The organism is Legionella sp. PC997, from assembly GCF_014109825.1.
Classification (GTDB): Bacteria; Pseudomonadota; Gammaproteobacteria; order Legionellales; family Legionellaceae; genus Legionella.
Window position 1 is genome coordinate 1,870,275 of the sequence record NZ_CP059576.1, and the last position, 24,425, is coordinate 1,894,699.

The window sequence follows — 24,425 nt, forward strand, 5'->3', positions numbered from 1 at the left end:
TCTCTAATATAGATAGGTAAAAAGGATAAGATAATTTTATCCATTTAAGACATCCCACCCAAGTAAAAAATCAACGATATTCTGGCTGAGGTCGATATTATTAGAGTTGTGAGGGATTGTATTGCAAGTAATAATCTTTGCGGCATGAGAGAGTAAAAGTTTTTGATAGGCATTTCCTGCGAAAACGCCATGGACACCAACGCAAACAGCGGGTTTCGTATTTAATGAACTTAAATGATTTAATGTTTCCATCATAGTCATTCCAGTCGATATAATATCATCAATAAGAATTGGAGTAGCATCCAAGTATTGTTTTATTCCCGGAATGGAAATCTCAACTTGTGTATCGCTTTTTCTGATTTTTTCTAAAATAGTGAATGGTGCAGAAGACTTGTGAGCAATGTTTTCAACCCATTGCGCACTTTCTGAGTCGGGCCCAATAAGGAGAGGATTGGATACATGTTGAGCAATCCAAGATGCAATCTCATTTGTCGCATGAAGCACTTTAGTAGGTATCTTATAAATCTCGCTTAAATCTGACCAGCGATGAAGATGTGGATCGATTGTAATTAAGCCATCAAAATAAGAAGAAACCAATTGTGCAAAATAAGCAGATGTAATACCTTGACCTGATTCAAATACTTTATCTTGACGCATATAAGTAAGATATGGAGTTACTAACACAACTTGAGCCGCGTCTAAGGATCTTGCTGTTTGTGCAGCGAATAAAAGGGGTAGGATTTTCGGGTTGGGATGGACTAAATTGGCAACAAATATAACAATACGCTTCGATACAACAGATTCAATTTTCACCAGAGTTTCTTGATCAGGAAATTGATGAAAGCTCATTTTACCAAGTTCATACTGACATTTTTTTTGAATCGTAGTTGTAAGTTCATTGTGTCCAAATAATGAAAAAATAATGGGTTTTTTCATATACTCGCCTCAATTTGAAAGACCTCATGACCCTGTTTCAGAAAATCAAGGGCATAATTGAGCTCCCCTCGGTTTTCTGCATGAATTCTAAAAAGAGGTTGAGATTTTTTGACTATGGAGTTGAGTGGCGTTAATAATTCCACTCCCGCCGCTTTTGAGCGTGGTGCTCCTGCCAACTTAGCCAATTGGGAAATATGCCGGTTATCAATATTAATAATAGTCCCTGATAGTTTTGACTCTACAGTATGCACAATGGGTGCTTTTTTAATCTCACGTAAGCCGCCTTGGGCTTTGCAAATTGCTTCGAATTTAGCTAATGCTTTTCTATTATCAAGAATATGAGTAGCAATGCTCAATCCTTGGCCTGGTAGTACTTGAGGGGAAAATTCTATGATATGAGACGCTAATGTTAAAGCATGCTCACGTAAATCTTGGGGCGCATGTTTATCGCAATTTAAAACGGCTAATACATCAAATGCCTCAAGTACAGGCCCAATTCCCCGGCCGATTGGTTGTGAGCCATCACTAAATATTACTTTTATACTGATATTAAACTCGTCTGCAACCAATTTTAATAGTTTTTTTAATGAATTGGCTCGTTCAATGGAACGAACTTTGGCTGTAGTTCCTATAGGCATATCAATGACAAGATGATTTGAACCTGCAGCAATTTTTTTTGATAAAATTGAAGCGACCATTTGTCCTTCACTATCGATATTTGCAGTTCTCTCAATTCGGATAAGTAAGTCATCGGCTGGACTTAAAGCCATAGAGCCCCCCCAAACGAGGCAACCATTTTCTTGTTCAACAACTTTTTTCATTTCAGCAATGTTCAGATCAACATTAGTAAATACTTCCATCGTATCTGCTGTTCCTGCGGGTGATGTTATGGCACGAGAAGATGTTTTAGGGATAACTAAACCGAACGCAGCAACAATTGCAACGACAATAGGGGTTGTTCGATTTCCTGGTAAGCCTCCTACCGAATGCTTATCAACAATAAAAGGGAGATCCCATGATAATTGTTTGCCAGAACTAATCATCGCACGGGTTAAATCAATAACTTCTTTTTTAGACAGTCTATCTCCACCACTAGCAGCGAGATACATTGCAATATTAATATCAGAGAGTTGCCCGGATACAATATCTCTTATGATATGGGTTGTTTGTTCTGCGGTGAGCTCATTTCCATAAATTTTTGATCGGATGTAACTGAGGGAGTCCAATTGTTGTGGGTGAGCTACTGTAATTTCATCGCCTTCTTTTGCTGCGAGCAGCTCCCAAGCATAATTAGAAAGCCCTGCCTCATTGTGTCTTAATAAATTGGTCTCGACGGTATTTAATGTAGCCACAATAGAGCGCTCATTAAGTAGTACCTGAACACGAGCTTGAGCAGTAAATCCTTCAGATTTACAAATATAACAATCTTCACGCATATAAATAACAGGTTCTTTATGGGAATTAATGCCCAAATATTTTAGCGTCAAGGTTGTGTGTCTTTTACTCATAATTGTTCTTCTGTCCCTATCCAGGAATTGCACAGCACCACTCAAGTTGTATTCCAATTTTTAAGTTAAAGGATAAAGCGGCTTCTGATTCATGGTGTATCTATGTGTTGATGGACAATGCTTTTCGTCTTGATCAATCAATGAGCCTAATCTTATTAGGCGACAAAAGATCTCTAGAGTCTATTACAGTTCCAGAAGCAGCAAGAAATTTAAATTGCATATTAATCCTTTAATAACAGTGTCGTTAAAAAATTAATTTTAAAGTCGTAAGGTTAATACATCACATGGAGCATGATTCACTGTCGCATGTGCTGTGCTACCCAAAAATGAATGCAAACCAATAGATGAATGACTGCCAATAATAATAAGCTGACAATCTAGTTCTTTTACTTTATTAAAAATATGCTCTTTTACTGAGCCTACCTCGACAAATTGATGTTCGCGCGGAATGTTAAAATTTTCCCCTAGTAGAGTTAATACAGTTTGTGCGTCATCTTTGGCTGGGTTGGCTAATTCTGTAAAACCAAGTCCTTGTGCTAATTGAAAACTAGCAGGTAGTTCAATCACATGTAACAGATACAATGTAGAGGTAAATTGTTTTGCAATAGCGATTGCTTTTTCTGTGAGATGATTATGTTCCTTGAGCAAATCCGTAGCAAATAAAATATTCTTATACATAGCAACCTCACAATTAAATTTATTATTGTAAATAATAGTAGATTCCTTAATATAAGTACCTATTTTACTTCATAAAATTTAAAATAATTTCGGTTGATATGAGTCGCTGTGCATTCTTTACACAAAAACCAGGAGGCATTTAAGATAATTTCCCCAGTCAAGATTTCCCTAATTTATAATGGGGATTTATTTCCAGTAGAGGAATTAAGACAAAGTCTCTAAATTGGATCTGGGGATGGGGAAGTATTAGTTTCTTTGAATAGATAGATTGATTCTCGTAAAAAAGAATATCAATATCAATAACTCTAGGCCCCCAGTGTCTTTTTCGAACTCGACCTTGTTTTTTCTCAATTTTTTGGCATGCTTTAAGTAATTGTAACGGAGATAAAAGGGTAGAGAGCTCTATCACCGCATTACAAAAGTCTTGTTGACCTTGCAATCCCCATGCTTTATTCCAATAAAAAGAGGAAATTTTAGTAACCACAGTGGAGGGTAATGCCCGTATGGATTTAATTGCTTTGCGAAGTTGACGTTCAGGTACGTGCTGATTCGAGCCCAAACCCAAATAACATACATTCATTGTGGATCACTAACTTTATTACTTTTAGGTTTGCGACGGCGCTTACGCTTAGGCACATCAGAAGTGAGTTGAGCCACCATATCAGATTGTTCTGCTTCATCTGCATCCTGAAAGCTTGTCCACCATTGCGCTAGCTCCATAGACTCATCGCCTGCAAGGGCACGTAACGCCATAAAATCATAAGCTGCGCGAAAACGTGGATGTTGTAAAAGATTAAAAGCTCTTCCTCCAAGTCTTTTTGCAAAGCGATACTGTAATAACCAGATCTCACGAATTATTTGGGTGTACCGTTTAGGAATTGAAATAATTTGATTTTGTTCGGCAATGACAAGAGACATTGCTTTTTCGATTGAAGGCAATGGATCTATTCCAGTTTTTTGTAGTTCCTTTGCCCGCTCAATCATGGGGAACCATAAAAGGACTGCGAATAAAAATGCTGGTGTTACGGGTTTGTCTTCATGAATACGAGTATCGGTGTTTTCAAGAGCAATTGCCAGCAAGGCATTTACTGGATGGCTGCTGTTCAATAGAGCATTAGTTTGAGGGCATAAATATTGGAACAAACCATATTGCATGAGTAGTCTTTGTACCGCTACTGCATTACCGCATTGATACAATTTCGTCATTTCATCAAATAAGCGCGAACTGGAAACATGGGTAATCAGATGACTAATCTCGGGAAAAGGTGCTTCTGTCTCTCGCGCAAGTTTGAAATTTAATTTGGCACTAAAGCGAATGGCGCGCAACATGCGCACAGGGTCTTCTTGATAACGTTTGGTCGGATCCCCAATCATACGAATAAGCTTTTCTTCAACATCCTTTACCCCACCAGTAAAATCTACAATGGAGGAGTCATTGATATTGTAGTAGAGCGAGTTAATTGTGAAGTCACGCCGCCAAGCGTCTTCATCAAGGGAGCCGTAAGCATTATCACGCACTAACATACCACGTTCATTTGTTTGTTGACTTTCATCCTCCGCTACATGACTCCGGAACGTAGCAACCTCAATGATTTCCCGGTGGAATAGTATATGTACCAGCTTGAATCGACGTCCAATTATCCGTCCGTTACGAAACAGACTCTTTACTTGATTGGGTGTTGCATTGGTTGCAACATCGAAGTCTTTGGGAGCCTTATGCAGTAATAAATCCCTGACACTGCCTCCAACAATGTAAGCTTGAAAACCAGCACCAATTAGACGGTTAAGCACTTTGAGCGCATTGCTACTAATGTCCGCCTTAGATATGGAATGTTTATTCCTTGGGATGATATAAGTTGAGGCAACAGGGGCCACATGAGCTCTGTTTCTCTTTAATAGCTTTTTAATAAATTTGATGATCTTTGTATCTCACAAGATTAATGAAACACTTATATTATATCGAAGCAAAAGAATAAAGTGAATCTTTTACCCTTACAAACCTTGATCTTTCAATAAAATTTATGCGGGATATTTTAAAGAAAGGTATAGGTGAATCTCAGAATAAGAGTATATCATATAGTTTTTCAATTTCTGACATCTGGGGATTTGATGGATTTTATTGATATTACTGTAGGCTTAATTGTCTTAATTATATTAGAAATAGTTTTGGGAATTGATAATCTAGTAATTTTATCTATTTTGTCAGAAAAGTTACCGCCACAACAGAGAAAAAAAGCAAGGCGGTGGGGACTAACGCTTTCTTGGGTTATGCGGTTAATTATACTCGCACTAGCAGTGGATCTCATTAAATTAACTAAACCATTACTTACTCTGGCCAACATGTCGTTATCCGCCCGAGATTTCTTTCTCATTGGAGGTGGTGCTTTTTTAATCTGGAAAGCAACTGATGAAATTCACCAGGATGTGACTGAAGAACTTGAATCTAATGATAAAAAGACCGGCGGTTTTAAAACAACATTCCGTGCAGTTATTTTCCAAATTGCATTAATGGATATTATATTCTCTTTGGATAGTGTGTTAACTGCAGTAGGCTTAACTTCACACTTTTGGGTAATGGCTGTCGCAATTAGTAGCGCCATACTGATTATGATTTTTGCAAGTGAAGTTGTAAGTGCATTTATTAAAGAACATCCTACAATCAAAATGCTTGCCTTAAGTTACTTGATCTTAATTGGTATGGTCCTGGTTGCTGATGGTTTTTCTTTTCATATTCCTCGAGGATATATTTATTTTGCCATGGGATTCTCTTTGGCAGTGGAGTCCTTGAATTTAGTCAAACACTCACGGAAAAAACGACAGAGTCGCTCGGGAAAATAATTATGTTGTGGATTAAAGCATTTCATATTATCGCCATGGTTTCTTGGTTTGCAGGATTATTTTATTTACCCAGGCTGTTTGTTTATAATGCGGATACCCAAGATGAGCCTAGTCTTATTCGTTTTAAAACAATGGAGAGACGGCTTTATTATGGAATCATGTGGCCCGCGGCGATACTGACCACGTTCTTTGGATTATGGCTTCTTAGCTATAATCTCTCTTATTACATGAGTGTAGGATGGATGCATGCAAAATTAAGCTTGGTGATTATTTTGTGGGTTTATCATCTATTATGTGGGTATTATTTAAAGGCATTTTCACGAAATCAAAATCAAAAGAATTCGCGTTTTTTTCGTATTTATAATGAATTTCCAACTCTTCTACTGATTGGTATTGTGATCTTAGTGGTAGTGAAACCCTAGTTCTGTAGCCTGGTGAACCAGAGAGTAGAAGTACTTACGGTAAGAACCCCGAGTCCTCTTCGCTTCATCCATGCTACATACTTATTAAGGTGTGAACTGAGATCTTATTCTATTTCCACCATATCAAAATCTTCTTTACCAGCGCCACAATCTGGGCAAAACCAGTTTTCTGGCACGTCTTCCCAACGCGTACCAGGTTCAATCCCATCCTCCGGCCATCCCTCAGCTTCATCATAAATAAAACCACAGATAACACAAATATATTTTTTATATTCTTGCATGATAATAACTCATTTAAAAAAGCGTAATTTAGCTATTGTAGCAGTCGATGTAAAGATAAACTGCTTTTTTTGCCAATTTTTAATAATGTCTGTAATATAATCCTGCAAAATTATGGAGATTTTTTATGACTCGTTCTGCAGAATTATTTCATCAAGCTCAGGCTCTTATTCCTGGAGGTGTTAATTCACCCGTAAGGGCATTTAAAGGTGTGGGTGGTGATCCGATTTTTTTTAGACAAGGTAAAGGCGCCTATCTTGTTGACGTTGATAATAATGAATACATTGATTATGTTGGCTCCTGGGGGCCATTAATCCTTGGACATTGTCATCCTGCTGTAATTGAAGCAGTAAATAAAGTATTACATAGTGGAATGAGCTTTGGAGCCCCTACAGAACTTGAAATACAATTGGCTGATAAAATAATCTCTTTAATTCCCTCGATTGAAAAAGTAAGGATGGTTAATTCAGGTACTGAAGCAACAATGACAGCTATCAGATTAGCTCGCGGCGTAACCCAAAAAAACAAATTTGTTAAATTTAATGGCTGTTATCATGGACACAGTGATAGTTTACTTGTGAAAGCAGGTTCTGGTTTACTTACGTTAGGCATTCCTTCTACACCTGGAATTCCCCAGAGTGTTACAGAACATACTCTAACTGCAAATTTTAATAACTTGGAACAAACGGCACAATTGTTTGAAAAATTTCCAGATGATATTGCTGCAGTAATATTGGAACCTGTAGCGGGAAACATGGGGTTTGTTTTACCTGAACCAGAGTTTTTAAAGGGATTGCGTCAATTATGCGATCAATACAATGCTTTATTAATATTTGATGAAGTGATGACTGGTTTTAGAGTGGGACTAACAGGAGCTCAAGGCGTATTTGGCATCACCCCAGATATTACTACTTTGGGTAAAGTTATTGGAGGAGGCATGCCTGTAGGTGCTTTAGGTGGTAAGGCGGAAATTATGTCTTTTCTAGCGCCAGAAGGACCAGTTTATCAAGCAGGAACGCTTTCAGGTAATCCATTAGCTATGGCAGCAGGCCTTGCAACTTTATCCGAAATTGAAAAACCAGAGTTTTTTAACCAACTGAGTGAAACAACACAAAGTCTAACCCAAGCTTTAGCTTATGTTGCTGAACTGTTAGGTATCCCATTTTTTACCGCTTCATTAGGTGGTATGTTTGGTTTTTGTTTTACAGAAAAAAAATCCATTGCGGACTATGCGGATGTTGCTGCCTCTGACGAGGGTTTATTTAAACAGTTCTATCATGGGATGTTAGATAGAGGAGTTTATTTTGCTCCCTCAATGTATGAGGCTGGATTTGTTTCCAGTGCCCATGGAAAAAGTGAAATTGCTAAAACGCAAACGGCTGCAGAAGAAGTTCTAAGAAAATTAAAAAAATAATATTGTAAGGTTTGGTTTTAGCCTGGGGGAAGCATAAAGCGGACCCCAGTTTTTGGTAATTTATTGATTTCAAAAAAAACGATTATATTGCGTCGCACTGTAATAACTTATTGAAAAGTAAGAGGTTTAAAATATATTTTTGAAATACCTAGACAGTGTTTTTTCCTCATGTCATATTCAAAGACGATCTTATTAACAAGGAAGGTCATATGTCGATAATGACAAATAAAAAGGAATTTATTAGGTCAATGCCCCAAGGAACTATTCCACTTTTTTTTATTCAGATTGTTTCTACTTTAAGTTTTAGTGTGTTGTACTCAACACTAGTTTTGTATATGAAAGGCAAGTTAGGACTTCAAATTAGCACTGCTAATGGTATTATGGGCGTGTTTATTGCATTTAATTATGGCTTGCACTTGCTTGGAGGTTTTTGGGGCGGTCGTTTGCTCTCTAACCGTGCGTTGTTTTGTGCAGGAATGGTGGCGCAAATTATAGGTTGTGTTTTATTATCCTTCGGTGATGTTACTTTTCTATATTATGGTTTAGCAGCGTTCCTAACTGGATCGGGTTTAAACGTAACCTGCGTGAACTGCATGTTAACTCAATGTTTCACCCCAGAAGATACGCGACGTGAAACAGCATTTCTCATGAACTATGCGGGTATGAACATTGGCTTTTTCGTCGGTTTTAGTTTGAGTGGATTATTCCAGTTGACCCAGAATTACGAGCGACTTTTCTTACTGAGTAGTTTGGGAAATTTGATTGCCCTACTTATTTGTTTATATTGTTGGCAGCAATTATCAGATAGAGACACAATATTCTCTAAAAAAGACAAACAATCTCAAAAAACAGCTGTGCTGGTAGGTAGTATTTTGATTATAGTGCTTCCTTTCTTTTTGGGACAAATGCTCCAATATGCGGACTGGGCTAAAAAATTAGTAATGATAACCGGCGTTGTAATGCTCGGGGTAATTCTATATCTGGCACGTCAGCAACCAACAAAAGAAGCCAAAGATAAATTAGTAGCATTTGCAGTGTTTATGATTGTGGGTACTGTTTTTTGGATGCTCTACCAAATAGCCCCTATGGGTCTTACCGTGTTCATTGACCATAATGTTCAACGAGAGTATGCAAGCGGGATTATTCCTCCACAATGGTTCCAAAATATTAATACAGTCGCTATTGTAATTGGTGGTCCCTTATTAGGAATATTCCTGCATAAAATGCGTAAAAATGGAGTACAAATTAATATTCCAACTCAGTTTGCATTAGCATTGTTGTTTATTGGTATTGCTTTTGCAATATTGCCTATTGGTATTGCCTATGCCAACTATGAAGGGTTAGTGAGCCCCAGCTGGATTATCTTAAGTTATATTTTGCAAAGTATTGGTGAGCTTTTAATATCACCAATTGGGTATGCTATGATAGGATATTTGGCTCCTACCTCATTACAAGGTGTAATGATGGGCATGTGGATGCTAAATTCAGGAGTCGGTGCAACTCTATCCAGCTATAGTTCCAACTTAATGATTGATGGTAAAGATAGTGTTTCACCTTTAATAACTAATAGTGGTTATAGTCATGTATTTTTAATGTTAGGATTATTTGCAATTGGTTCTTCAATTGTACTTTTTATCCTGGTACCTAAGTTAAAGGAATTAATTCAGGAAAAAAAGGCACCTGAATTACAAGAAGCCAAAGGGATGGCTGCGAATCGAGTAGTAGTATGTGAGTAATTTTTTTGTACCTATTAATAAGGCAGAGTTGAGATGGCAGGACGCTTTGCCTTTTTCGACACAATACGATGATATTTACCATTCTTCTGAAGGTGCAATAAATCAAGCGCTTCATGTATTTATTAATGGAAATGATTTAGTCCATCGTTGGCAATCACTCTCTGATGATAAACCCTCAAGATTTACTATTGCAGAAACGGGTTTTGGACTGGGGTTAAATTTTCTTGTAAGTTGGAGTTTATGGGAACAATACGCACCCCAAAACTCCAAGTTGCACTTTATTTCATGTGAAAAACATCCTTTATCTCTTGCGGATTTAACAAAAAGTCTCGGCTCCTGGCCACAATTGGAAAAGTATGTTCAGCAGCTGATAGCAAGTTATCCTGTCTTAACTCCTGGATATCATCATTTATCCTTTTGTAATGGCAGAGTAACACTCACCTTAATGTTGGGTGATGCATTGGAGTGTTATGAACAACTATTAATTTGTGGGGAAGCTGTGCTTGAGAAGGAGCTTAGAGCAGCTTTTATTGATGCATGGTTTCTAGATGGATTTGCCCCAGCTAAAAATAAAAGTATGTGGTCTGAATCATTGATTAAAATAATTGCGATGTTATCAAAAGAAAATACTACTTTGGCCACTTATACCGCGGCAGGATCTGTTAAATCTGGTTTAAGCAAGCATGGATTTGTGGTCGAAAAAAGGAAAGGTTTTGGGCCAAAACGTCATATGATTTGTGCTCGTTTTACACAACTAGGGGTACAAAATACTGCGAAACGACATACACCTTGGCATGTAGGGACGCCAGAAAAATATCCCCGTAGATCAGCAATTATTATCGGTGCGGGTTTAGCTGGTTGCTTTACTGCTTATACACTGAATAAGCGAGGGTGGAACGTAACAATTATTGATGAATTAAATCAGGTTGGAAGAGGAGGATCCGCAAATCAACAAGCGGTTTTATTTCCCAAGCTCTCTGCTTACAGATCTCCATTAACACAATTCTTATTAACTGCATTTTTATATGCTGCACGAACATATCAATGTATTTTAAAGCAAACAAAGCTTGGAGAGTTGAATGGTTCATTATTACTTTCATACTCTGAAAAAGAAAAAGCCGCGCAGTCCAGCTTGTGTTCTTGGCTAGAACATTATCCAGAGTTAGGATCTCTCGTAGATGCACATCGTGCAACAGAATTAGCTGGCATTCCTTTAGACAAGCCCGGATTGCATATCCCTTTATCAGGCTGGATTAATTCTCCGGAATTATGTCAGTATTTAGTCAATGCGGAAGGAATTTCCTTGATTACCAATACCTCAGTGAGACAATTGAATTTTGATAAACGATGGATCGTGAATGATTTAGAAACTGAAGTGCTCATTCTAGCAAATGGTCATAAAATCAACTCATTCTCTGAAACAGAGTATTTGCCAGTGAAACCTATACGGGGACAAATGACAGGGATTACATCCACCGAACAAACTGGAGGTTTAAAATTACCTGTTTGCGGCGAGGGTCATGTTCTTCCAGCCATAAAGGGTATTCATCAGTTAGGTGCTACCTATGAGTTAAAATCAGCAAATCCACAAATCAAATCCCAAGACGATCAAAGTAATTTGGCTAAGCTTAGAGAGCTCGCGCCAAAAGTGTTGTGGTCTCAAACAGTAAGTAATCATTGGGCAGGTGTCAGAGCATCAACCCCCGATTATCTCCCTATAGTGGGGCAAATTGCTCAGGCCGAACAATTTATGCAACAATTTGCGCGGTTGGAGACTAATGCAAAACGTTGGATAGGCCAAGCAGGTTCTTATTATCCCGGTCTTTATGCTTGTGCTGGATTTGGTTCTCGAGGCCTGACAACAATTCCATTATGTGCGGAATGGCTCGCTTCTGTAATAAATAACGAAATGGGTTGTCTTCCAAGGAATTTGCAATATGCTTTATCGCCTGCACGTTTTTTACGTAAAAATATAATTAGAGGTTCGGTTAAAATCGATTGAGATGGAATTCTCATTAGAGCATAATATTAATCCCTAGCTGGGATGAAGAGAAATTATGGGGCTCTCACCTAAAGATCGAGTTCCATGTGATTTTTCCAGCGTGATAAGATTCACAATAAGATCAAGGAGTGACAGCTAATGGTAAGTTCCATGGGCAAAGCCTTCAAACAAATAGTCAAAGAAAATAAACCTTTACCCGTATTGGGTACCATAAATGCATACTCTGCTATGCTCGCACAATCCGCTGGTGCAAAAGCAATATATCTTTCAGGAGCTGGTGTTGCAAATGCATCCTACGGTATACCTGACCTGGGTATGACTAATTTATCTCAAGTTCTTGAAGATGCACGCAGAATTACTGAAGCTTGTTCTTTACCTCTACTTGTAGATGTGGATACGGGATGGGGACATGCGTTTAATATCGGCAGAACAGTGAAACTCATGGAAAAAACCGGAGTCGCTGCCATTCACATTGAAGATCAGGTATTGGCAAAACGATGCGGACACAGACCCAATAAAGCTATTGTGTCTCTGAAAGAAATGGGGGATCGAATTAAATCAGCAGTGGATGCGCGCCAAGATCCTGATTTTGTTATCATGGCTCGAACAGATGCCTATGCTGTTGAAGGAATGAATGCAGCTATTGAACGAGCCTTACTTTGTGTTGAGCTAGGTGCTGATATGATATTTCCTGAGGCAATGATTAACCTGGAAGAATATCAAACCTTTACTCAATCCGTTCCTGTACCTGTGCTGGCAAATATTACTGAGTTCGGTAAAACCCCTTTATTTAATCAAGAAGAACTCAAGCAGGTAGGGGTATCCTTAATTTTGTATCCCTTAAGTGCATTCAGAGCTATGTCTCAAGCGGCGTTAAATACCTATAGCGCAATTCTTCAGAACGGCACGCAAAAGTCTATGCTCGATAAAATGCAAACACGAGAGGAACTATACGAAATACTTGGTTATTATCAATACGAACAAAAACTAGACCAATTGATGGAGGAAGACAATGAGTGTTAAAAGCGGCGGTTTAGCCGGGGTTGTTGCGGGTCAATCAGCAATTTGTACAGTTGGGCTAGCAGGGAAGGGTTTGAATTATAGGGGCTATTCAATTGATGATTTAGCAGAGTATGCTACGTTTGAAGAGGTTGCCTATCTATTGCTTTATGGAAAACTGCCTACTCAAAAAGAACTGGATGAATATACTAAACGATTAGTTAATCTAAGAACCTTACCAGAGACTTTAAAAACAGTACTTAAATTAACTCCAAAAAATACCCATCCTATGGATGTTCTAAGAACCGCTTGTTCATTTTTGGGAACAATTGAACCAGAACATGACTTTTCCGAGCAATATCATATTGCAGACCGATTGTTGGCTTTATTTCCGGGAATAATGTGCTACTGGTATGCGTGGCATTTCCATAATAAAGAAATCAATGGCCTAAGTGATGAGCAAACAACAGGTGCACATTTTCTAGCCTTATTACATGGACGTAAGCCAAGTAAAAAAGAAGCTCAGATGATGAATGTATCTTTGATTCTATATGCAGAACATGAGTTTAATGCCTCTACCTTTGCTGCACGAGTTACTGCAGCAACACTGGCTGATTTTTACTCTGCAATTACAAGTGCGATTGGTACATTACGCGGTCCTTTACATGGAGGGGCCAATGAAGCAGCAATGGAGCTGATAGAACGTTTTAATAGTCCGGATCAAGCTGAAACTGAATTGAAAAAAATGTTACTCAATAAAGCACTTATTATGGGATTCGGACATCGAGTGTATACGACTAGTGATCCACGTTCTGATATCATCAAAAAATGGTCATTTCGATTAGGTGAAGATAAAGATGATCTTCTTTTATATCATATTTCGGAACGTATTGAGGAAGTAATGTGGAATGAAAAGAAATTATTCCCTAATTTAGATTTTTATAGTGCTTCGGCGTACCACTATTGCGGTATTCCTACATTCTTATTCACACCCATTTTTGTTATGTCGCGCATCACAGGATGGTCAGCACATGTATTTGAACAAAGAGCCAATAATAAATTGATCAGACCTACTTCTGAATATATTGGACCTGAACCTCAAGAGTTTCCAGCTATTGAAACGAGAGGGTAGTTGTTCCATCCATGCATTAACATATGAATGAAAAGATAGTGAATAGCACAACAGCATCGCTATTTAAGTAGAGTCCCGCGATGTGTTCGCGGGATCCAGGACATCAAAATAAGATGGAGATGTGATTAATCCGAATGCTGGATTCCGCGAACAAGCCGGTGAATATAGCCTAGATAGGGGTTCGTCAATACGCTCTAATAAGACAAGAGGTGATTATGCACAGTTATGTAGAAGACAACATTAAGCCTGATTATGATCAGGTTATGACTGATATAGTGGATTATGTATTAAACAAGAAAATTGATAGTGCTTTGGCTTATGAGACAGCCCGTTTATGTCTTATGGATACATTGGGATGTGGAATTTTAGCATTAAATTTTGCGGAATGTACTAAACTCTTGGGTCCAGTTGTACCTGGCGCAACTCTCGCTGGTGGTGCACGTGTTCCAGGTACTGCATACGAGCTTGATCCTGTACAGGCTGCATTCAATATAGGGGCGATGATACGCTGGCTGGATTTTAATGACACATGGCTTGCTGCAGAATGGGGGCATCCTTCTGATAATTTAGGTGCCATTCTTGCAGTAGCAGATTATATGTGTCGACAAAACTGTACTCATGGTAAGGCACCTATTTTAATGCAGGATGTACTTACCGCGATGATTAAGGCGCACGAAATTCAAGGGTGTTTTGCTTTGGAAAACAGTTTCAACCGAGTTGGACTGGATCATGTTTTTTTAGTTAAGATTGCTAGTGCTGCTGTTGCAGCTCAACTTTTTGGCGCAGATAGAGATATGATGTTAAGAACCTTATCTCAAGTTTTTGTGGATGGTCAAAGCCTCAGAACTTATAGACATGCTCCTAATGCAGGCTCAAGGAAATCATGGGCAGCAGGTGATGCTACATCTAGAGCAGTTCGATTAGCATTAATTGCTAAAGCGGGTGAAATGGGTTATCCAAGTGCTTTAAGTGTCCCCACCTGGGGTTTCTATGATGTTCTTTTTGATAAAAAAATATTTAAGTTCCAACGTCCTTACGGCAGTTATGTCATGGAAAACGTATTATTTAAATTATCTTATCCTGCTGAATTTCATGCACAGACTGCTGTGGAGTGTGCTGTTATACTGCATCCGATTGTGAAACATCGTTTTGATGAGATCGCTCGAATTGATTTAGTAACTCATGAATCGGCTATCCGAATTATCAGTAAACAAGGTGCCTTGCACAATCCTGCTGATAGGGATCATTGCTTGCAATATATGGTGGCAATAGGTTTATTATTCGGTGATTTAAAAGCAGAACATTATGAAAATGATATTGCAGCAGATCCCCGAATAGATGCATTACGTGAAAAAATGCATGTTACTGAAAATGAACGTTTTTCTCGTGAATACCATGATCCAGAAAAACGTTCGATTGCAAACAGTATTAAAATTATTTTTAAGGACGGGACTGAAAGTGATTTGGTTACTGTTGAATATCCCATTGGTCATAAACGTAGACGTGAGGAAGGTATTCCCGTTTTATTATCCAAATTCAAAAAGAACCTAAGCACCCAATTTTCTGCAGATAGGGTAGAACGGATTATGCAAGCAATGAGTGATACAAATACACTTGCAACCATGAAAGTGGATGATTTTATGCAATTATGGGTTGTCGAGTAACTCGTTCACACAGATAAATTTAACGTATGGAACATTCGATATTAATATCTTAAGTTCCATTACGTTGACCCAGATCCTATTACTTACAAAAGTAGATTCATTTGCTTATCCCTAGTAAATGTATATAATTTAAACAGTATCTGGTTGGTAGACTAGGGAGAATCAATGAAACTTAAACGGACTGGTTTCTCTGTGTTGTATACTATATTGATGCTTGCAAGTTCTGTTTTATATGCAGGTATTGACCCTAATGAAAAAGTCGTTTCAGTTTATTTGCTTCTTGAAACTCCAGAGCAGCTTCAACGCTACGTTAATGATTTAGTAAAGTTAAAAAAACCTAATTTTAATAGGGTTATCTTCTCATTTGTTAGACCGACTTTGATCGATTACCAAGCAGGTAATTTAGCAACAACCGGTATACTAGGTTACTTTACAGATCATGATGGTAAAGGTGCTCAAGCTTTCAATGCGTTAAAATCCGCAATCAAATTATCTGAAGAAAAAAAGATTCAAACATTTCTAGCGGTAGGTGGTTGGAATTACAGTTGTAACTTTAGTGTGGTAAAAGAGAGTTGTAGGATATTAACTTCAACTACGAGTCAAGCGTTCTATGATTGGTTTCCTGATCCAACTGATCCCGAACAGGCATCAAAAGCAAAATCTTCTTATGAAAATTTAGTAAAATTAGCAAATGACTTAGGTGTGAATGGCATTGATTTTGACTACGAAGAATTTTGGCATGCAGATGAATATGCTGTTGCTTGGGGCCCTAGCACAAGCGGTGAATGGTCAACTGATATTGCGCAAAGCATTCTTAAAGCAGGTGGTCCAACTTATAAAAATCTCATGAAATACGGAATAAATTCAGGATCCTCTTATGTGATGCCCAAAACAATTGATAAAGTGGATGCAATTTTACACGCGATAATGGACAATCCCGGCGCAAAATATCTTAAGTTTAGCACCGCGTCCCCCCCCGTGGGTGCTCGCCCAATTACTGGCTTTGTATTTGGAGATAAATATCCGGATATTAATACGAAGGGAGGTTTGTGGTGGAAGGGAAACTTGAAAGGGTTGTGGTATAATCTTACTAATAAAGATGAAGCACTCGTTTCCCGCTTTGATAGCATTGGTTTAATGACCTATGATCTATGTGGAGACAATCCGGTTGTTTGTGCACCTTATGCTAACGGGCCTTTAGATTTACCGGGTCAAGTCGGTGCTTATATGAACGATTTTATCAATTGGCTTAAAGCAGACCGTGTTACTAATCCGAGTTTAACAATTGATAGCATTGGAAAAGTAACTTTTTTACCAGCCAAATATCATATTAATGCAAAAATACAATTTGGTTTTGAAGTAAATCAACCCGCTTATCCCAAAACTGTTGGTGGACAATTGCAACTTACTAATCAATTAGTCGATAAAATCCTTAGTGAACAAAAGGACAGTGGAGGAGTTATCATCTGGCAAATGTATTCTAAGAAAAATATAGCGGTACCCGATGCTACAACTGTCAAATACACAATTAATCAAAGTTGCAAGACCTTTCTAGCTAATGATAGTCGTTATGATTGTAATGCAGACTTCCCTAGTGCTTCCAAATAGTTTCTCCCATTGTGGTGTTTCTAATTTCCAGTTTTGCGGAATTAATATCCAGGATACTGTTAACCAAAAACTTCCTGTTCTATATCTTACGTTGCAAACCTGAGGCAGCCAGTATCTTTGTTGATATTTCCTCAATAGAGTATTTTGTCGAATTAATATAAGAAATTTTTTCCTTTTGATACATAGCCTCGACTTCCTTCACCTCCAGACGGCATTGTTCTGGGGAAGCATATTTACTGTTCGGTCTGCGCTCTGCTCTGATTTGTTGTAAACGTTGCGGATCAATGGTCAATCCGAATAGTTTGTTTTTATAAGGTTTGAGTACATCGGGTAATTTAAAACCGATAATTTCTTCCTCAGTAAAAGGATAATTTGCAGCCAAAATACCGTATTGTAGTGCCATATATAAGCAACTTGGGGTTTTTCCACAACGTGAAACCCCAATAAGAATGATATCAGCCTTATCATAGCCTCGAGTTTTCACGCCATCATCATGCGATAACGCAAAATCAATTGCTTCTAATCGATGCAAATAGAGTTTACTGTTCACTACACCATGAGTTTTTCCGACGGTATATGAAGATTTTTCATTAAGCTCTTCTTCCATGGGGCCAATAAAAGTATTAAATAAGTCGAAAACGCGAGCATTAGCTTTTTTAAAGTAATTTCTGATTTCTGGATCAATCAGGGTTGTAAATACAAGGGGTTTGATTCCCTGTTCCTCAAAAGCTTGATTGATTTGTGCAACAGCATGTTCTGCTTTCTTTAAAGAGTCAACATACGGGATGGTGAGTCGTTCAAATTTTGTATTTTCAAATTGGGTGATTAAACTATGGCCTAAAGTTTCAGCAGTAATCCCTGTGCCATCGGAAATCATAAAAACATAGCGCTTCATTTATTGCCTTATAATTAAAATGATAAGTATATTCTATTTTAAAATGAATTGGTTAATATCACCAGTAAGTGTACTTATTTAAATCCATCTGCTATCTTAAATAAAAAGAAAAGGTTATTTAAGAGGTGATATGGAACAAGATCGGTTTAGCCAAAACAGTAAGCTCTATATTTTAGGCATGATTTGTTTGGTTCTTTGCTTGGGATTATTGTTCTATAGTTTATACCTATTACCCTATCTAGCTTGGGGACTAAATTATAATGTTCCTGAGATGGTTATGACACTTCTGAGTTCCTTGCAAGATGATTATAACTATACCGTTGGGCAAAGTAAGCTTATTGTTTGGTTAATGTTTTTTGTACCCAGCCTCATCACGGGATTGATTTCTTATTTTGTATCGAATCATATTGATAATAATCTTTATAAGTCAGAGCTAAAACCTCAAGAAGAACAAGAGAATCCCCCTAGTAAACAAATTGGGAAGGAAATAAAAGAATCTGCCGGTTTTGGACTTAAGATTCTTGCTTTAATGATTTTAATTGTAATGGCAATTTTTTTCTTACAATATCTGATTCAAGTAACAGCATAGTAAATGGCAGGAGAGTTTATGTCCTATTTAAAACGTTGGAAAATTAAACGAATTACAAAGAAGATAAAAGCAATGCAAGCGAATCGGGTAAATAATCAACCCGGAGACGAACTCCTTAAAAAAGAAATTGCATATTATTTTGAACTGGCAGCTATTTATAATACATTGAGAGGAAGTAAAAAGTTCCCTTATGCCAATGTAATGTATATGGAATGTTATAGAGCTGCCGCAATGCTTGATGATGCAGAAGCTAATTATCAGTTAGGGCAAATGGTTCTCGAAGAAGCTAAATTTAGACAAAATTTAGAAAAAGAAGGCATTTTTCAAAGCGAATCCAATTTAAAAAAATGTAACCAGCTTTTTGAAGAAGCTCATGCTTATTTATCAGCAGCAATAGCATTAGGTCATATAGCTGCAAAACGTTTGAGAGGTCTCAGCTTTATAAATGGATGGGGATTAGAGGCCGATAAAAAAGCTGGGTTTGAATTAATTGTTGCAAGTATAGAGGAAGAGGGTTCATGGGATAAAGTTCCCCAAATTTTTGCCTCTATGGGGTTAAACAAGCCGGAATTTTTTTCGCAAATTATGCAGCGCAGAAAATCATCATAAATATTTATAAATCTTTCGCCTAGGTGAGTAAAACAATGCCTAGGCAATTTATCCTTCCTGTTACATTAAGCTTTTATAATGTAATACACGATTGTTGGTATTAATATGACTTTTGATGTAAAATTATTAACCTACCAGGTTACGTTGTACTCAAAAAACTGCCATCTATATTGTTAATTTATGCCCTCACATCAATCCAAAACAAAGGTTCAACGTTCAATTACACCGAGTGAAAAACTGTATATTGCAGGCGATGCTATGAATCACTCCTTTTCGCTACAATTGGTGCTTGAAATGGATTCAGAAGTGGATGTACCTTCGCTCAATAAAGCAATTGTTCGAGCGAGTGATGCAAACCCATATGTCCATTTGCAAGCTGGATTAAGAGTCATTCATTCGATTTGGTATAAGATCCCCGATGAGTTGGTCGATCTGAACACTGTTCAAGTTATCGAGATGGAATGGGATGGACATAATATTCAAGACTTATCATTGTTCCATGGACATAAGTTTGTACCTTCCTATCCTGGGACACAAATTACCTACATCAAAGGGGAACGCCATTTTTTAGTATTCCGTGCGTTTCATGGCGTAATGGATGGCATGGGTTTGTATCATTGGGTAAAGGATATTTTTCGTTCATGGAATAAACAACCTTTAGAGGGTACAAACTGTACCATGACTGACTATGAATTCCTCAGTGAAAAACGAAAAACTGAATATAGACCCAATTTTCCATTGGATTGCATTGCACCAACCGGCACTACTGGTGCCACTCATACTCATTATTTATGGCATAAAGTAACCCTTCCTGGAAAAATTAATGCGCTAACTGCTAAGATTTGTCACATATTATTAGAGCGCAGTACACATTTTGGCGCTGAAAAGGCCCGTTTTATGATTCCAGTAGATTTACGTCATCATATTGAGGCGAATACTACAGGAAATTTTACAAATCCTATTTTTATCGAAGCAAAAAAAGGGTCGGACTGGGCTTCCATTTATTATGATATTGTGAAGCAACTTAGTGAGCAGAATGAACTACGCATAGGAACCTTTGATGCTTATATGAACCATCTACCTTTGTCCTTGCTAAAAGGGCTACTTAAAGCATTAATTTATTATCAGAACAAAAAAAATAAATATATGATGTCTGGAATTGTGTCGAAACTATCGATTAATTTATCAGATCTCTATTTAGGCCAAGACTGTAAAGCGCTTGATGGTTATTTTTTGCCAATTAATGTTCCTATTGCTCCCATTGTCCTTACTGTAACCGAACATGAGAATGCCACGACTATTTGTTTCTCTGTCTCAAATGCCCATGCCACACTTGAAACAAGTACCCATTTAGTCAACCAATTTAAAAAGTTGATTGATGCGCCTAAGCTAGTTCGGCAGAGTTTATCTTATTGCGATACCCTATGGCCTGTATATAACAATACCCAGATTGATTTTCCCCAAGAGAAAACAATTTTTACAAAAATATGGGAGAGCGCACTAAAGCATCCTCATTTACCGGCTTTAATTTCTAGAACTCACACTACAACATATCAGCAATTGGGTCATCGTGTTTTGGAAATTGCCAGTTATTTTTCCGATTTAGGTATTCAGAGCGGGGACAAGATTGCTATTTATTTACCAAGAAATGAGACTATGATTTGCTCTATTCTTGCTTGTTGGTATCTAGGGGCTACTTATATTCCGATTGATATAAAATCACCCAGCGCTTGGGTTTTAGCTATATTGGAAGATGCGCAACCTGCTTTGGTGGTTCATGAAGAATTCGCGGTATTAAAGCAGGATTACCCTGGATTAAGTACCCATATTCCAATACAGATTTTAAATTCCCATATACCAAGAAATAATGGAAACTTACTCACTCAATTGGCTTATATCATATATACCTCGGGTTCTACTGGGATGCCTAAGGGAGTCATGATTAATCATGGGCAATTACTGAATTATTTATCTTGGGCATTTGGAGCCTATGGAACTACGAATCAACCTTATCATACAATGTTATTTACAAGCATTGCTTTTGACTTAACCGTAACATCACTTTATTTGCCTTTACTTTCGGGTGGAAGTATTAGGTTAGTCCAAGAGACCCTTAGCTCACTGATGCTTAAAGATATCCTTACAAACCCAGCAATCAATTTTTTAAAGCTAACACCCTCACATTTGCGAATGATTAGCAATTTACAAATGATCTCGGAACATTCATTAACTTTGGTCGTTGGTGGAGAAGATTTTCCTTGTAAATTGGCACACACTATTAGTGAAAAATTACCTGCGGCCCGAATATTTAATGAATATGGTCCAACGGAAACTACGGTGGGATGTATGGTTCATCAATTTGATGTTATTAACGATCTTCAAGGAAGCGTGCCTATTGGTATTCCTATAGCAAATACTCGCATTTATTGCTTAGATAATAAACTCAAACCAGTCAGACTTGCAGAAAAAGGGGAAATTTATATTGCGGGAAGTAATGTGGGAGTGGGTTATTTAAACCAACCCCAGTTAACAAGTAAACATTTTATGAATGATCCTTTTTTTCCAGGCGATCGTATGTATCAGAGTGGTGATTTAGCGACCCACCGAGAAAATGGTTTGCTTGTTTATTTAGGAAGAACAGATTATCAAACAAAAATACGCGGTCATCGCATTGAATTGGCGGAAATTGAACATGTGTTATTAGGAATAGATGGGATCTCGCAAGCTGTGGTAACACTCATAAAGCAGGATCATCTTATGGGTGAGGATCATAATGAATTAGCTGCATATTTAGTTTCAGATTCGCAAGAGAGAATTGATTTGCACGATAAGCTAGCTACCATTCTTCCTTCTTATATGATACCCAAATATTTTACTTTTCTACCTGAATTCCCTTTAACGGTTAATGGAAAAGTAGATTATAAAAAATTACCCGCACCAACTTCTAATTTGAATTTTAATAAGATAGACGTACAGAAGGATTTATTAACAAAAATTCGTCAATTATTTGCAAACGTATTATCATTACCCCTTGAACTTATTGATAATCATGTTACTTTTGACAATCTGGGAGGAGACTCCATGCAAATGGCTTATATGATTAATGAAATAATTTCAAAAATGATTTCTCCGCAACATCACATGGTCTTTGCCAATGAATTAGAGCGATTATTAATTTGCGCAACGCCCTATAATTTTTATAAACATCTATCAAAAATTATTTGAAAATAGAATTGCGCTAGGAGATAAGCGAAATAACTTTATCCTTTCTTATTGATTGAATGCTGGATTTTGAAAAGTAGATTAATGGTTTTAAGGAAATGATTTAGATGAAGATTTTAATTACTGGAGGTAGGGCGCCTGCTACTATGGACATTATGCGTAGCCTCATTAGTCAAGGATATGAGGTCTATAGTGCCGAGAGTATGCTTTATCCGCTAGCGCGACTGGTTAAGGGAGTAAAAAAGCATTTCGTGATTCCTAAACCCAATCAAAACCTGGCTGCGTTTTTAAATACAATCGAAGAACTAGTTATCCATCATAAAATTGATTTACTTATTCCATCATGCGAGGAAATTTTTCATATAAGCCAAGGCTATGAACAATTATCAAAGCATACCAAAGTATTCTGTGAACCTTTTGAACGCCTGAATCAATTACATAGTAAGTATGCATTTAACCAGCTTGTTAGTGAATACGGTTTAACTGCGCCGCAAAGCTGGTTACTTAAAACAGATAAAGATAAAGAGCGTCTTCCAAAGGACGTGCCTTTGGTATTAAAGCCTGTTTTTTCTCGTTTTGGATCGCGTACACTCATCAAACCCTCACCACAAATCATTGCAAATCTCCCTGTTAATGAACCTTATATTGCTCAACAGTTTATCCCAGGTAAAGAATACAGTACTTATGCTATTGCGCATAAAGGTGAAGTATTAATTCAATCGTGCTATTACTCAAAATATCAAGCCGGCCTATCTACCGGAATATATTTTGAACCCGCAGAAATAAAACCAATCACTGATTTTATTAAGATATTTTGCAAGAAATTTCAATTTAGTGGCCAAATAGCGTTTGATTTTATTTTGATGAATGATAAAGCATATGTTTTAGAGTGTAACCCAAGAGTAACCAGTGGGTTCCATCTTTTAACTGATAAAATTGATTGGCATACTATTTTAAGTGGACAAAGACAGTACGATATACCTAATATGCAATACATGCAGCCTTTTATGCTGGGCCAAGGAATGATGCTTCACTGTTTGAAATATATACTCAAAAATCCTCATCAATTCATTAAAGATTATCGAAGAGCACATGACGTCTTAAAACATAAAGCTTATCCCTGGTTTAAACTGAAAAGTATGCTGATGATGCTGAATGTACTTTGTAGAGCAATCAGAGCAAAGAAAGGATTCTATCCTGCATCTACTTATGATATTGATTTCAATGGAATTGAAAATTTGTCCAAATAAAAATTTCAACTCCATTTTACAAAGCAGCGTGGTTTGATTAACGTAGCTCTGGACTATGCTCTGGCGATGTATTCTTGGCCTACATTATATAAAATAGAGCCCATAGGATTATATTTGGTTTATTAAAACATTCTTTGGGGAGTAATAAATCGATGAAAATAGCAGTGTGCAGCGATGAGCTTTATCCTGTTAATGAGTTTGTTGTGCAAGAACTTAAACGGTTAGGACATCAAGTTATTCCATTTGGTGCACTTAAATCGCGTCAAAATGAGTCGTGGATTGAAACTGCTCAAATGGCTGCTGAAGCAATTCATGATGGTGAATGTGATGAAGGTATTTTCTTTTGCTGGACAGGGACTGGCATTTCCATTGTGGCGAATAAAATTCCCGGAATAAGAGCGGCATTATGCACGGATGCTCAAACTGCAAGAGGTGCAAGAATATGGAACCGAGCGAATGTTTTAGCCTTATCCAATCGACTTCTAACCCAGGATTTGGCAAAAGAAATTTTGGAGTCTTGGTTTAATACTCAATCTGATGAAGAAGGGGAACTGATCATAAAAGAAATTGAATCCATTGAACGGAAAAAGTACTAGTTTTATCGCTCATTTCCTATTCACAAAAGTGGTTAAAGCACAAGTGAT

At 37.5% G+C, this 24,425-nt stretch carries 21 protein-coding genes; 14 read left to right on the top strand and 7 right to left on the bottom strand.

Features of this window, described 5'->3' with window-relative positions:
- Positions 1–36: 36 nt before the first annotated feature.
- From HBNCFIEN_RS07985 to pcnB, 5 genes are all read right to left on the bottom strand, one after another.
- Entirely contained in the window at positions 37–936 is a 900-nt protein-coding gene (locus tag HBNCFIEN_RS07985) for a ribose-phosphate diphosphokinase (RefSeq protein ID WP_182393558.1), read from the bottom strand.
- Positions 933–2,444 carry a thymidine phosphorylase family protein gene (locus tag HBNCFIEN_RS07990; RefSeq protein ID WP_182393559.1) on the bottom strand — a complete coding sequence of 504 codons (1,512 nt, stop codon included), beginning with the start codon at positions 2,442–2,444 and terminating at the stop codon, positions 933–935. The genes HBNCFIEN_RS07985 and HBNCFIEN_RS07990 overlap by 4 nt, the downstream gene beginning before the upstream one ends.
- Before the next feature lie 258 nt (positions 2,445–2,702).
- Positions 2,703–3,122 carry a universal stress protein gene (locus tag HBNCFIEN_RS07995; protein WP_182393560.1) on the bottom strand — a complete coding sequence of 140 codons (420 nt, stop codon included), beginning with the start codon at positions 3,120–3,122 and terminating at the stop codon, positions 2,703–2,705.
- A 157-nt stretch (positions 3,123–3,279) separates the two neighbouring features.
- A complete protein-coding gene (gene folK / locus HBNCFIEN_RS08000) occupies positions 3,280–3,702 on the bottom strand; it encodes a 2-amino-4-hydroxy-6-hydroxymethyldihydropteridine diphosphokinase (RefSeq protein ID WP_182393561.1) in 423 nt (140 codons plus the stop codon).
- On the bottom strand, positions 3,699–4,997 hold the full coding sequence (pcnB, locus tag HBNCFIEN_RS08005) for a polynucleotide adenylyltransferase PcnB (protein ID WP_182393562.1): 1,299 nt from the start codon (positions 4,995–4,997) through the stop codon (positions 3,699–3,701). The genes folK and pcnB overlap by 4 nt, the downstream gene beginning before the upstream one ends.
- A 234-nt stretch (positions 4,998–5,231) precedes the next feature.
- Here pcnB and HBNCFIEN_RS08010 point away from each other — a divergent pair, with 234 nt between their 5' ends.
- The gene (locus tag HBNCFIEN_RS08010; RefSeq protein ID WP_182390596.1) at positions 5,232–5,960 is read left to right on the top strand and encodes a TerC family protein; all 729 of its coding nucleotides are present in this window, start codon (positions 5,232–5,234) and stop codon (positions 5,958–5,960) included.
- Positions 5,961–5,962: 2 nt separating this feature from the next.
- A complete protein-coding gene (hemJ, locus tag HBNCFIEN_RS08015; protein WP_182390597.1) occupies positions 5,963–6,382 on the top strand; it encodes a protoporphyrinogen oxidase HemJ in 420 nt (139 codons plus the stop codon).
- A 104-nt stretch (positions 6,383–6,486) separates the two neighbouring features.
- Here the strand turns inward: hemJ and HBNCFIEN_RS08020 are convergent, their stop codons facing one another.
- The gene (locus tag HBNCFIEN_RS08020) at positions 6,487–6,663 is read right to left on the bottom strand and encodes a rubredoxin (protein WP_182390598.1); all 177 of its coding nucleotides are present in this window, start codon (positions 6,661–6,663) and stop codon (positions 6,487–6,489) included.
- Positions 6,664–6,788: 125 nt separating this feature from the next.
- Between HBNCFIEN_RS08020 and hemL the strand changes: the two genes are divergently transcribed.
- The 7 genes from hemL to HBNCFIEN_RS08055 all read left to right on the top strand — a co-directional run bounded on the left by hemL (position 6,789) and on the right by HBNCFIEN_RS08055 (position 17,216).
- Positions 6,789–8,075 (top strand): glutamate-1-semialdehyde 2,1-aminomutase, encoded by a 1,287-nt coding sequence (hemL, locus tag HBNCFIEN_RS08025; RefSeq protein WP_182390599.1) that lies wholly within the window; start codon positions 6,789–6,791, stop codon positions 8,073–8,075.
- Positions 8,076–8,284: 209 nt separating this feature from the next.
- A complete protein-coding gene (locus tag HBNCFIEN_RS08030) occupies positions 8,285–9,811 on the top strand; it encodes a peptide MFS transporter (protein ID WP_182390600.1) in 1,527 nt (508 codons plus the stop codon).
- The gene (gene mnmC / locus HBNCFIEN_RS08035) at positions 9,804–11,813 is read left to right on the top strand and encodes a bifunctional tRNA (5-methylaminomethyl-2-thiouridine)(34)-methyltransferase MnmD/FAD-dependent 5-carboxymethylaminomethyl-2-thiouridine(34) oxidoreductase MnmC (RefSeq protein ID WP_182390601.1); all 2,010 of its coding nucleotides are present in this window, start codon (positions 9,804–9,806) and stop codon (positions 11,811–11,813) included. The genes HBNCFIEN_RS08030 and mnmC overlap by 8 nt, the downstream gene beginning before the upstream one ends.
- Positions 11,814–11,951: 138 nt before the next feature.
- Entirely contained in the window at positions 11,952–12,836 is an 885-nt protein-coding gene (gene prpB / locus HBNCFIEN_RS08040; protein ID WP_182390602.1) for a methylisocitrate lyase, read from the top strand.
- On the top strand, positions 12,826–13,944 hold the full coding sequence (gene prpC, locus HBNCFIEN_RS08045; protein WP_182390603.1) for a 2-methylcitrate synthase: 1,119 nt from the start codon (positions 12,826–12,828) through the stop codon (positions 13,942–13,944). The genes prpB and prpC overlap by 11 nt, the downstream gene beginning before the upstream one ends.
- A 215-nt stretch (positions 13,945–14,159) precedes the next feature.
- Positions 14,160–15,608: a bifunctional 2-methylcitrate dehydratase/aconitate hydratase gene (locus tag HBNCFIEN_RS08050; RefSeq protein WP_182390604.1), complete on the top strand. Its 1,449-nt coding sequence runs from the start codon at positions 14,160–14,162 to the stop codon at positions 15,606–15,608.
- Between the two features lie 165 nt (positions 15,609–15,773).
- Positions 15,774–17,216 carry a glycoside hydrolase family 18 protein gene (locus HBNCFIEN_RS08055; RefSeq protein WP_182390605.1) on the top strand — a complete coding sequence of 481 codons (1,443 nt, stop codon included), beginning with the start codon at positions 15,774–15,776 and terminating at the stop codon, positions 17,214–17,216.
- 79 nt (positions 17,217–17,295) lie between these two features.
- Here the strand turns inward: HBNCFIEN_RS08055 and HBNCFIEN_RS08060 are convergent, their stop codons facing one another.
- The gene (locus HBNCFIEN_RS08060; protein WP_182390606.1) at positions 17,296–18,111 is read right to left on the bottom strand and encodes a pyruvate, water dikinase regulatory protein; all 816 of its coding nucleotides are present in this window, start codon (positions 18,109–18,111) and stop codon (positions 17,296–17,298) included.
- Positions 18,112–18,241: 130 nt separating this feature from the next.
- On the opposite strand from HBNCFIEN_RS08060, the gene HBNCFIEN_RS08065 reads away from it, so the two are divergent.
- The 5 genes from HBNCFIEN_RS08065 (at position 18,242) to HBNCFIEN_RS08085 (ending at position 24,377) form a co-directional block, all read left to right on the top strand.
- Positions 18,242–18,700, top strand: a complete 459-nt coding sequence (locus HBNCFIEN_RS08065; RefSeq protein ID WP_182390607.1) for a hypothetical protein — start codon at positions 18,242–18,244, stop codon at positions 18,698–18,700.
- An 18-nt stretch (positions 18,701–18,718) separates the two neighbouring features.
- A complete protein-coding gene (locus HBNCFIEN_RS08070) occupies positions 18,719–19,309 on the top strand; it encodes a hypothetical protein (protein ID WP_182390608.1) in 591 nt (196 codons plus the stop codon).
- 180 nt (positions 19,310–19,489) lie between these two features.
- On the top strand, positions 19,490–22,534 hold the full coding sequence (locus HBNCFIEN_RS08075; protein ID WP_182390609.1) for a non-ribosomal peptide synthetase: 3,045 nt from the start codon (positions 19,490–19,492) through the stop codon (positions 22,532–22,534).
- A gap of 104 nt (positions 22,535–22,638) precedes the next feature.
- Positions 22,639–23,781, top strand: a complete 1,143-nt coding sequence (locus HBNCFIEN_RS08080) for an ATP-grasp domain-containing protein (protein WP_182390610.1) — start codon at positions 22,639–22,641, stop codon at positions 23,779–23,781.
- Positions 23,782–23,933: 152 nt separating this feature from the next.
- Positions 23,934–24,377: an RpiB/LacA/LacB family sugar-phosphate isomerase gene (locus tag HBNCFIEN_RS08085; protein WP_182390611.1), complete on the top strand. Its 444-nt coding sequence runs from the start codon at positions 23,934–23,936 to the stop codon at positions 24,375–24,377.
- The last annotated feature ends 48 nt before the right edge of the window (positions 24,378–24,425 follow it).

What these genes read in the sequence shown, in the direction of transcription:
- HBNCFIEN_RS07985 (WP_182393558.1), bottom strand. Translation starts at nt 936, where the DNA reads ATGAAAAAACCCATTATTTTTTCATTATTTGGACACAATGAACTTACA.
- HBNCFIEN_RS07990 (WP_182393559.1), bottom strand. Translation starts at nt 2,444, where the DNA reads ATGAGTAAAAGACACACAACCTTGACGCTAAAATATTTGGGCATTAAT.
- HBNCFIEN_RS07995 (WP_182393560.1), bottom strand. Translation starts at nt 3,122, where the DNA reads ATGTATAAGAATATTTTATTTGCTACGGATTTGCTCAAGGAACATAAT.
- folK (WP_182393561.1), bottom strand. Translation starts at nt 3,702, where the DNA reads ATGAATGTATGTTATTTGGGTTTGGGCTCGAATCAGCACGTACCTGAA.
- HBNCFIEN_RS08010 (WP_182390596.1), top strand. Translation starts at nt 5,232, where the DNA reads ATGGATTTTATTGATATTACTGTAGGCTTAATTGTCTTAATTATATTA.
- hemJ (WP_182390597.1), top strand. Translation starts at nt 5,963, where the DNA reads ATGTTGTGGATTAAAGCATTTCATATTATCGCCATGGTTTCTTGGTTT.
- HBNCFIEN_RS08020 (WP_182390598.1), bottom strand. Translation starts at nt 6,663, where the DNA reads ATGCAAGAATATAAAAAATATATTTGTGTTATCTGTGGTTTTATTTAT.
- hemL (WP_182390599.1), top strand. Translation starts at nt 6,789, where the DNA reads ATGACTCGTTCTGCAGAATTATTTCATCAAGCTCAGGCTCTTATTCCT.
- HBNCFIEN_RS08030 (WP_182390600.1), top strand. Translation starts at nt 8,285, where the DNA reads ATGTCGATAATGACAAATAAAAAGGAATTTATTAGGTCAATGCCCCAA.
- prpB (WP_182390602.1), top strand. Translation starts at nt 11,952, where the DNA reads ATGGTAAGTTCCATGGGCAAAGCCTTCAAACAAATAGTCAAAGAAAAT.
- prpC (WP_182390603.1), top strand. Translation starts at nt 12,826, where the DNA reads ATGAGTGTTAAAAGCGGCGGTTTAGCCGGGGTTGTTGCGGGTCAATCA.
- HBNCFIEN_RS08050 (WP_182390604.1), top strand. Translation starts at nt 14,160, where the DNA reads ATGCACAGTTATGTAGAAGACAACATTAAGCCTGATTATGATCAGGTT.
- HBNCFIEN_RS08055 (WP_182390605.1), top strand. Translation starts at nt 15,774, where the DNA reads ATGAAACTTAAACGGACTGGTTTCTCTGTGTTGTATACTATATTGATG.
- HBNCFIEN_RS08060 (WP_182390606.1), bottom strand. Translation starts at nt 18,111, where the DNA reads ATGAAGCGCTATGTTTTTATGATTTCCGATGGCACAGGGATTACTGCT.
- HBNCFIEN_RS08065 (WP_182390607.1), top strand. Translation starts at nt 18,242, where the DNA reads ATGGAACAAGATCGGTTTAGCCAAAACAGTAAGCTCTATATTTTAGGC.
- HBNCFIEN_RS08070 (WP_182390608.1), top strand. Translation starts at nt 18,719, where the DNA reads ATGTCCTATTTAAAACGTTGGAAAATTAAACGAATTACAAAGAAGATA.
- HBNCFIEN_RS08075 (WP_182390609.1), top strand. Translation starts at nt 19,490, where the DNA reads ATGCCCTCACATCAATCCAAAACAAAGGTTCAACGTTCAATTACACCG.
- HBNCFIEN_RS08080 (WP_182390610.1), top strand. Translation starts at nt 22,639, where the DNA reads ATGAAGATTTTAATTACTGGAGGTAGGGCGCCTGCTACTATGGACATT.
- HBNCFIEN_RS08085 (WP_182390611.1), top strand. Translation starts at nt 23,934, where the DNA reads ATGAAAATAGCAGTGTGCAGCGATGAGCTTTATCCTGTTAATGAGTTT.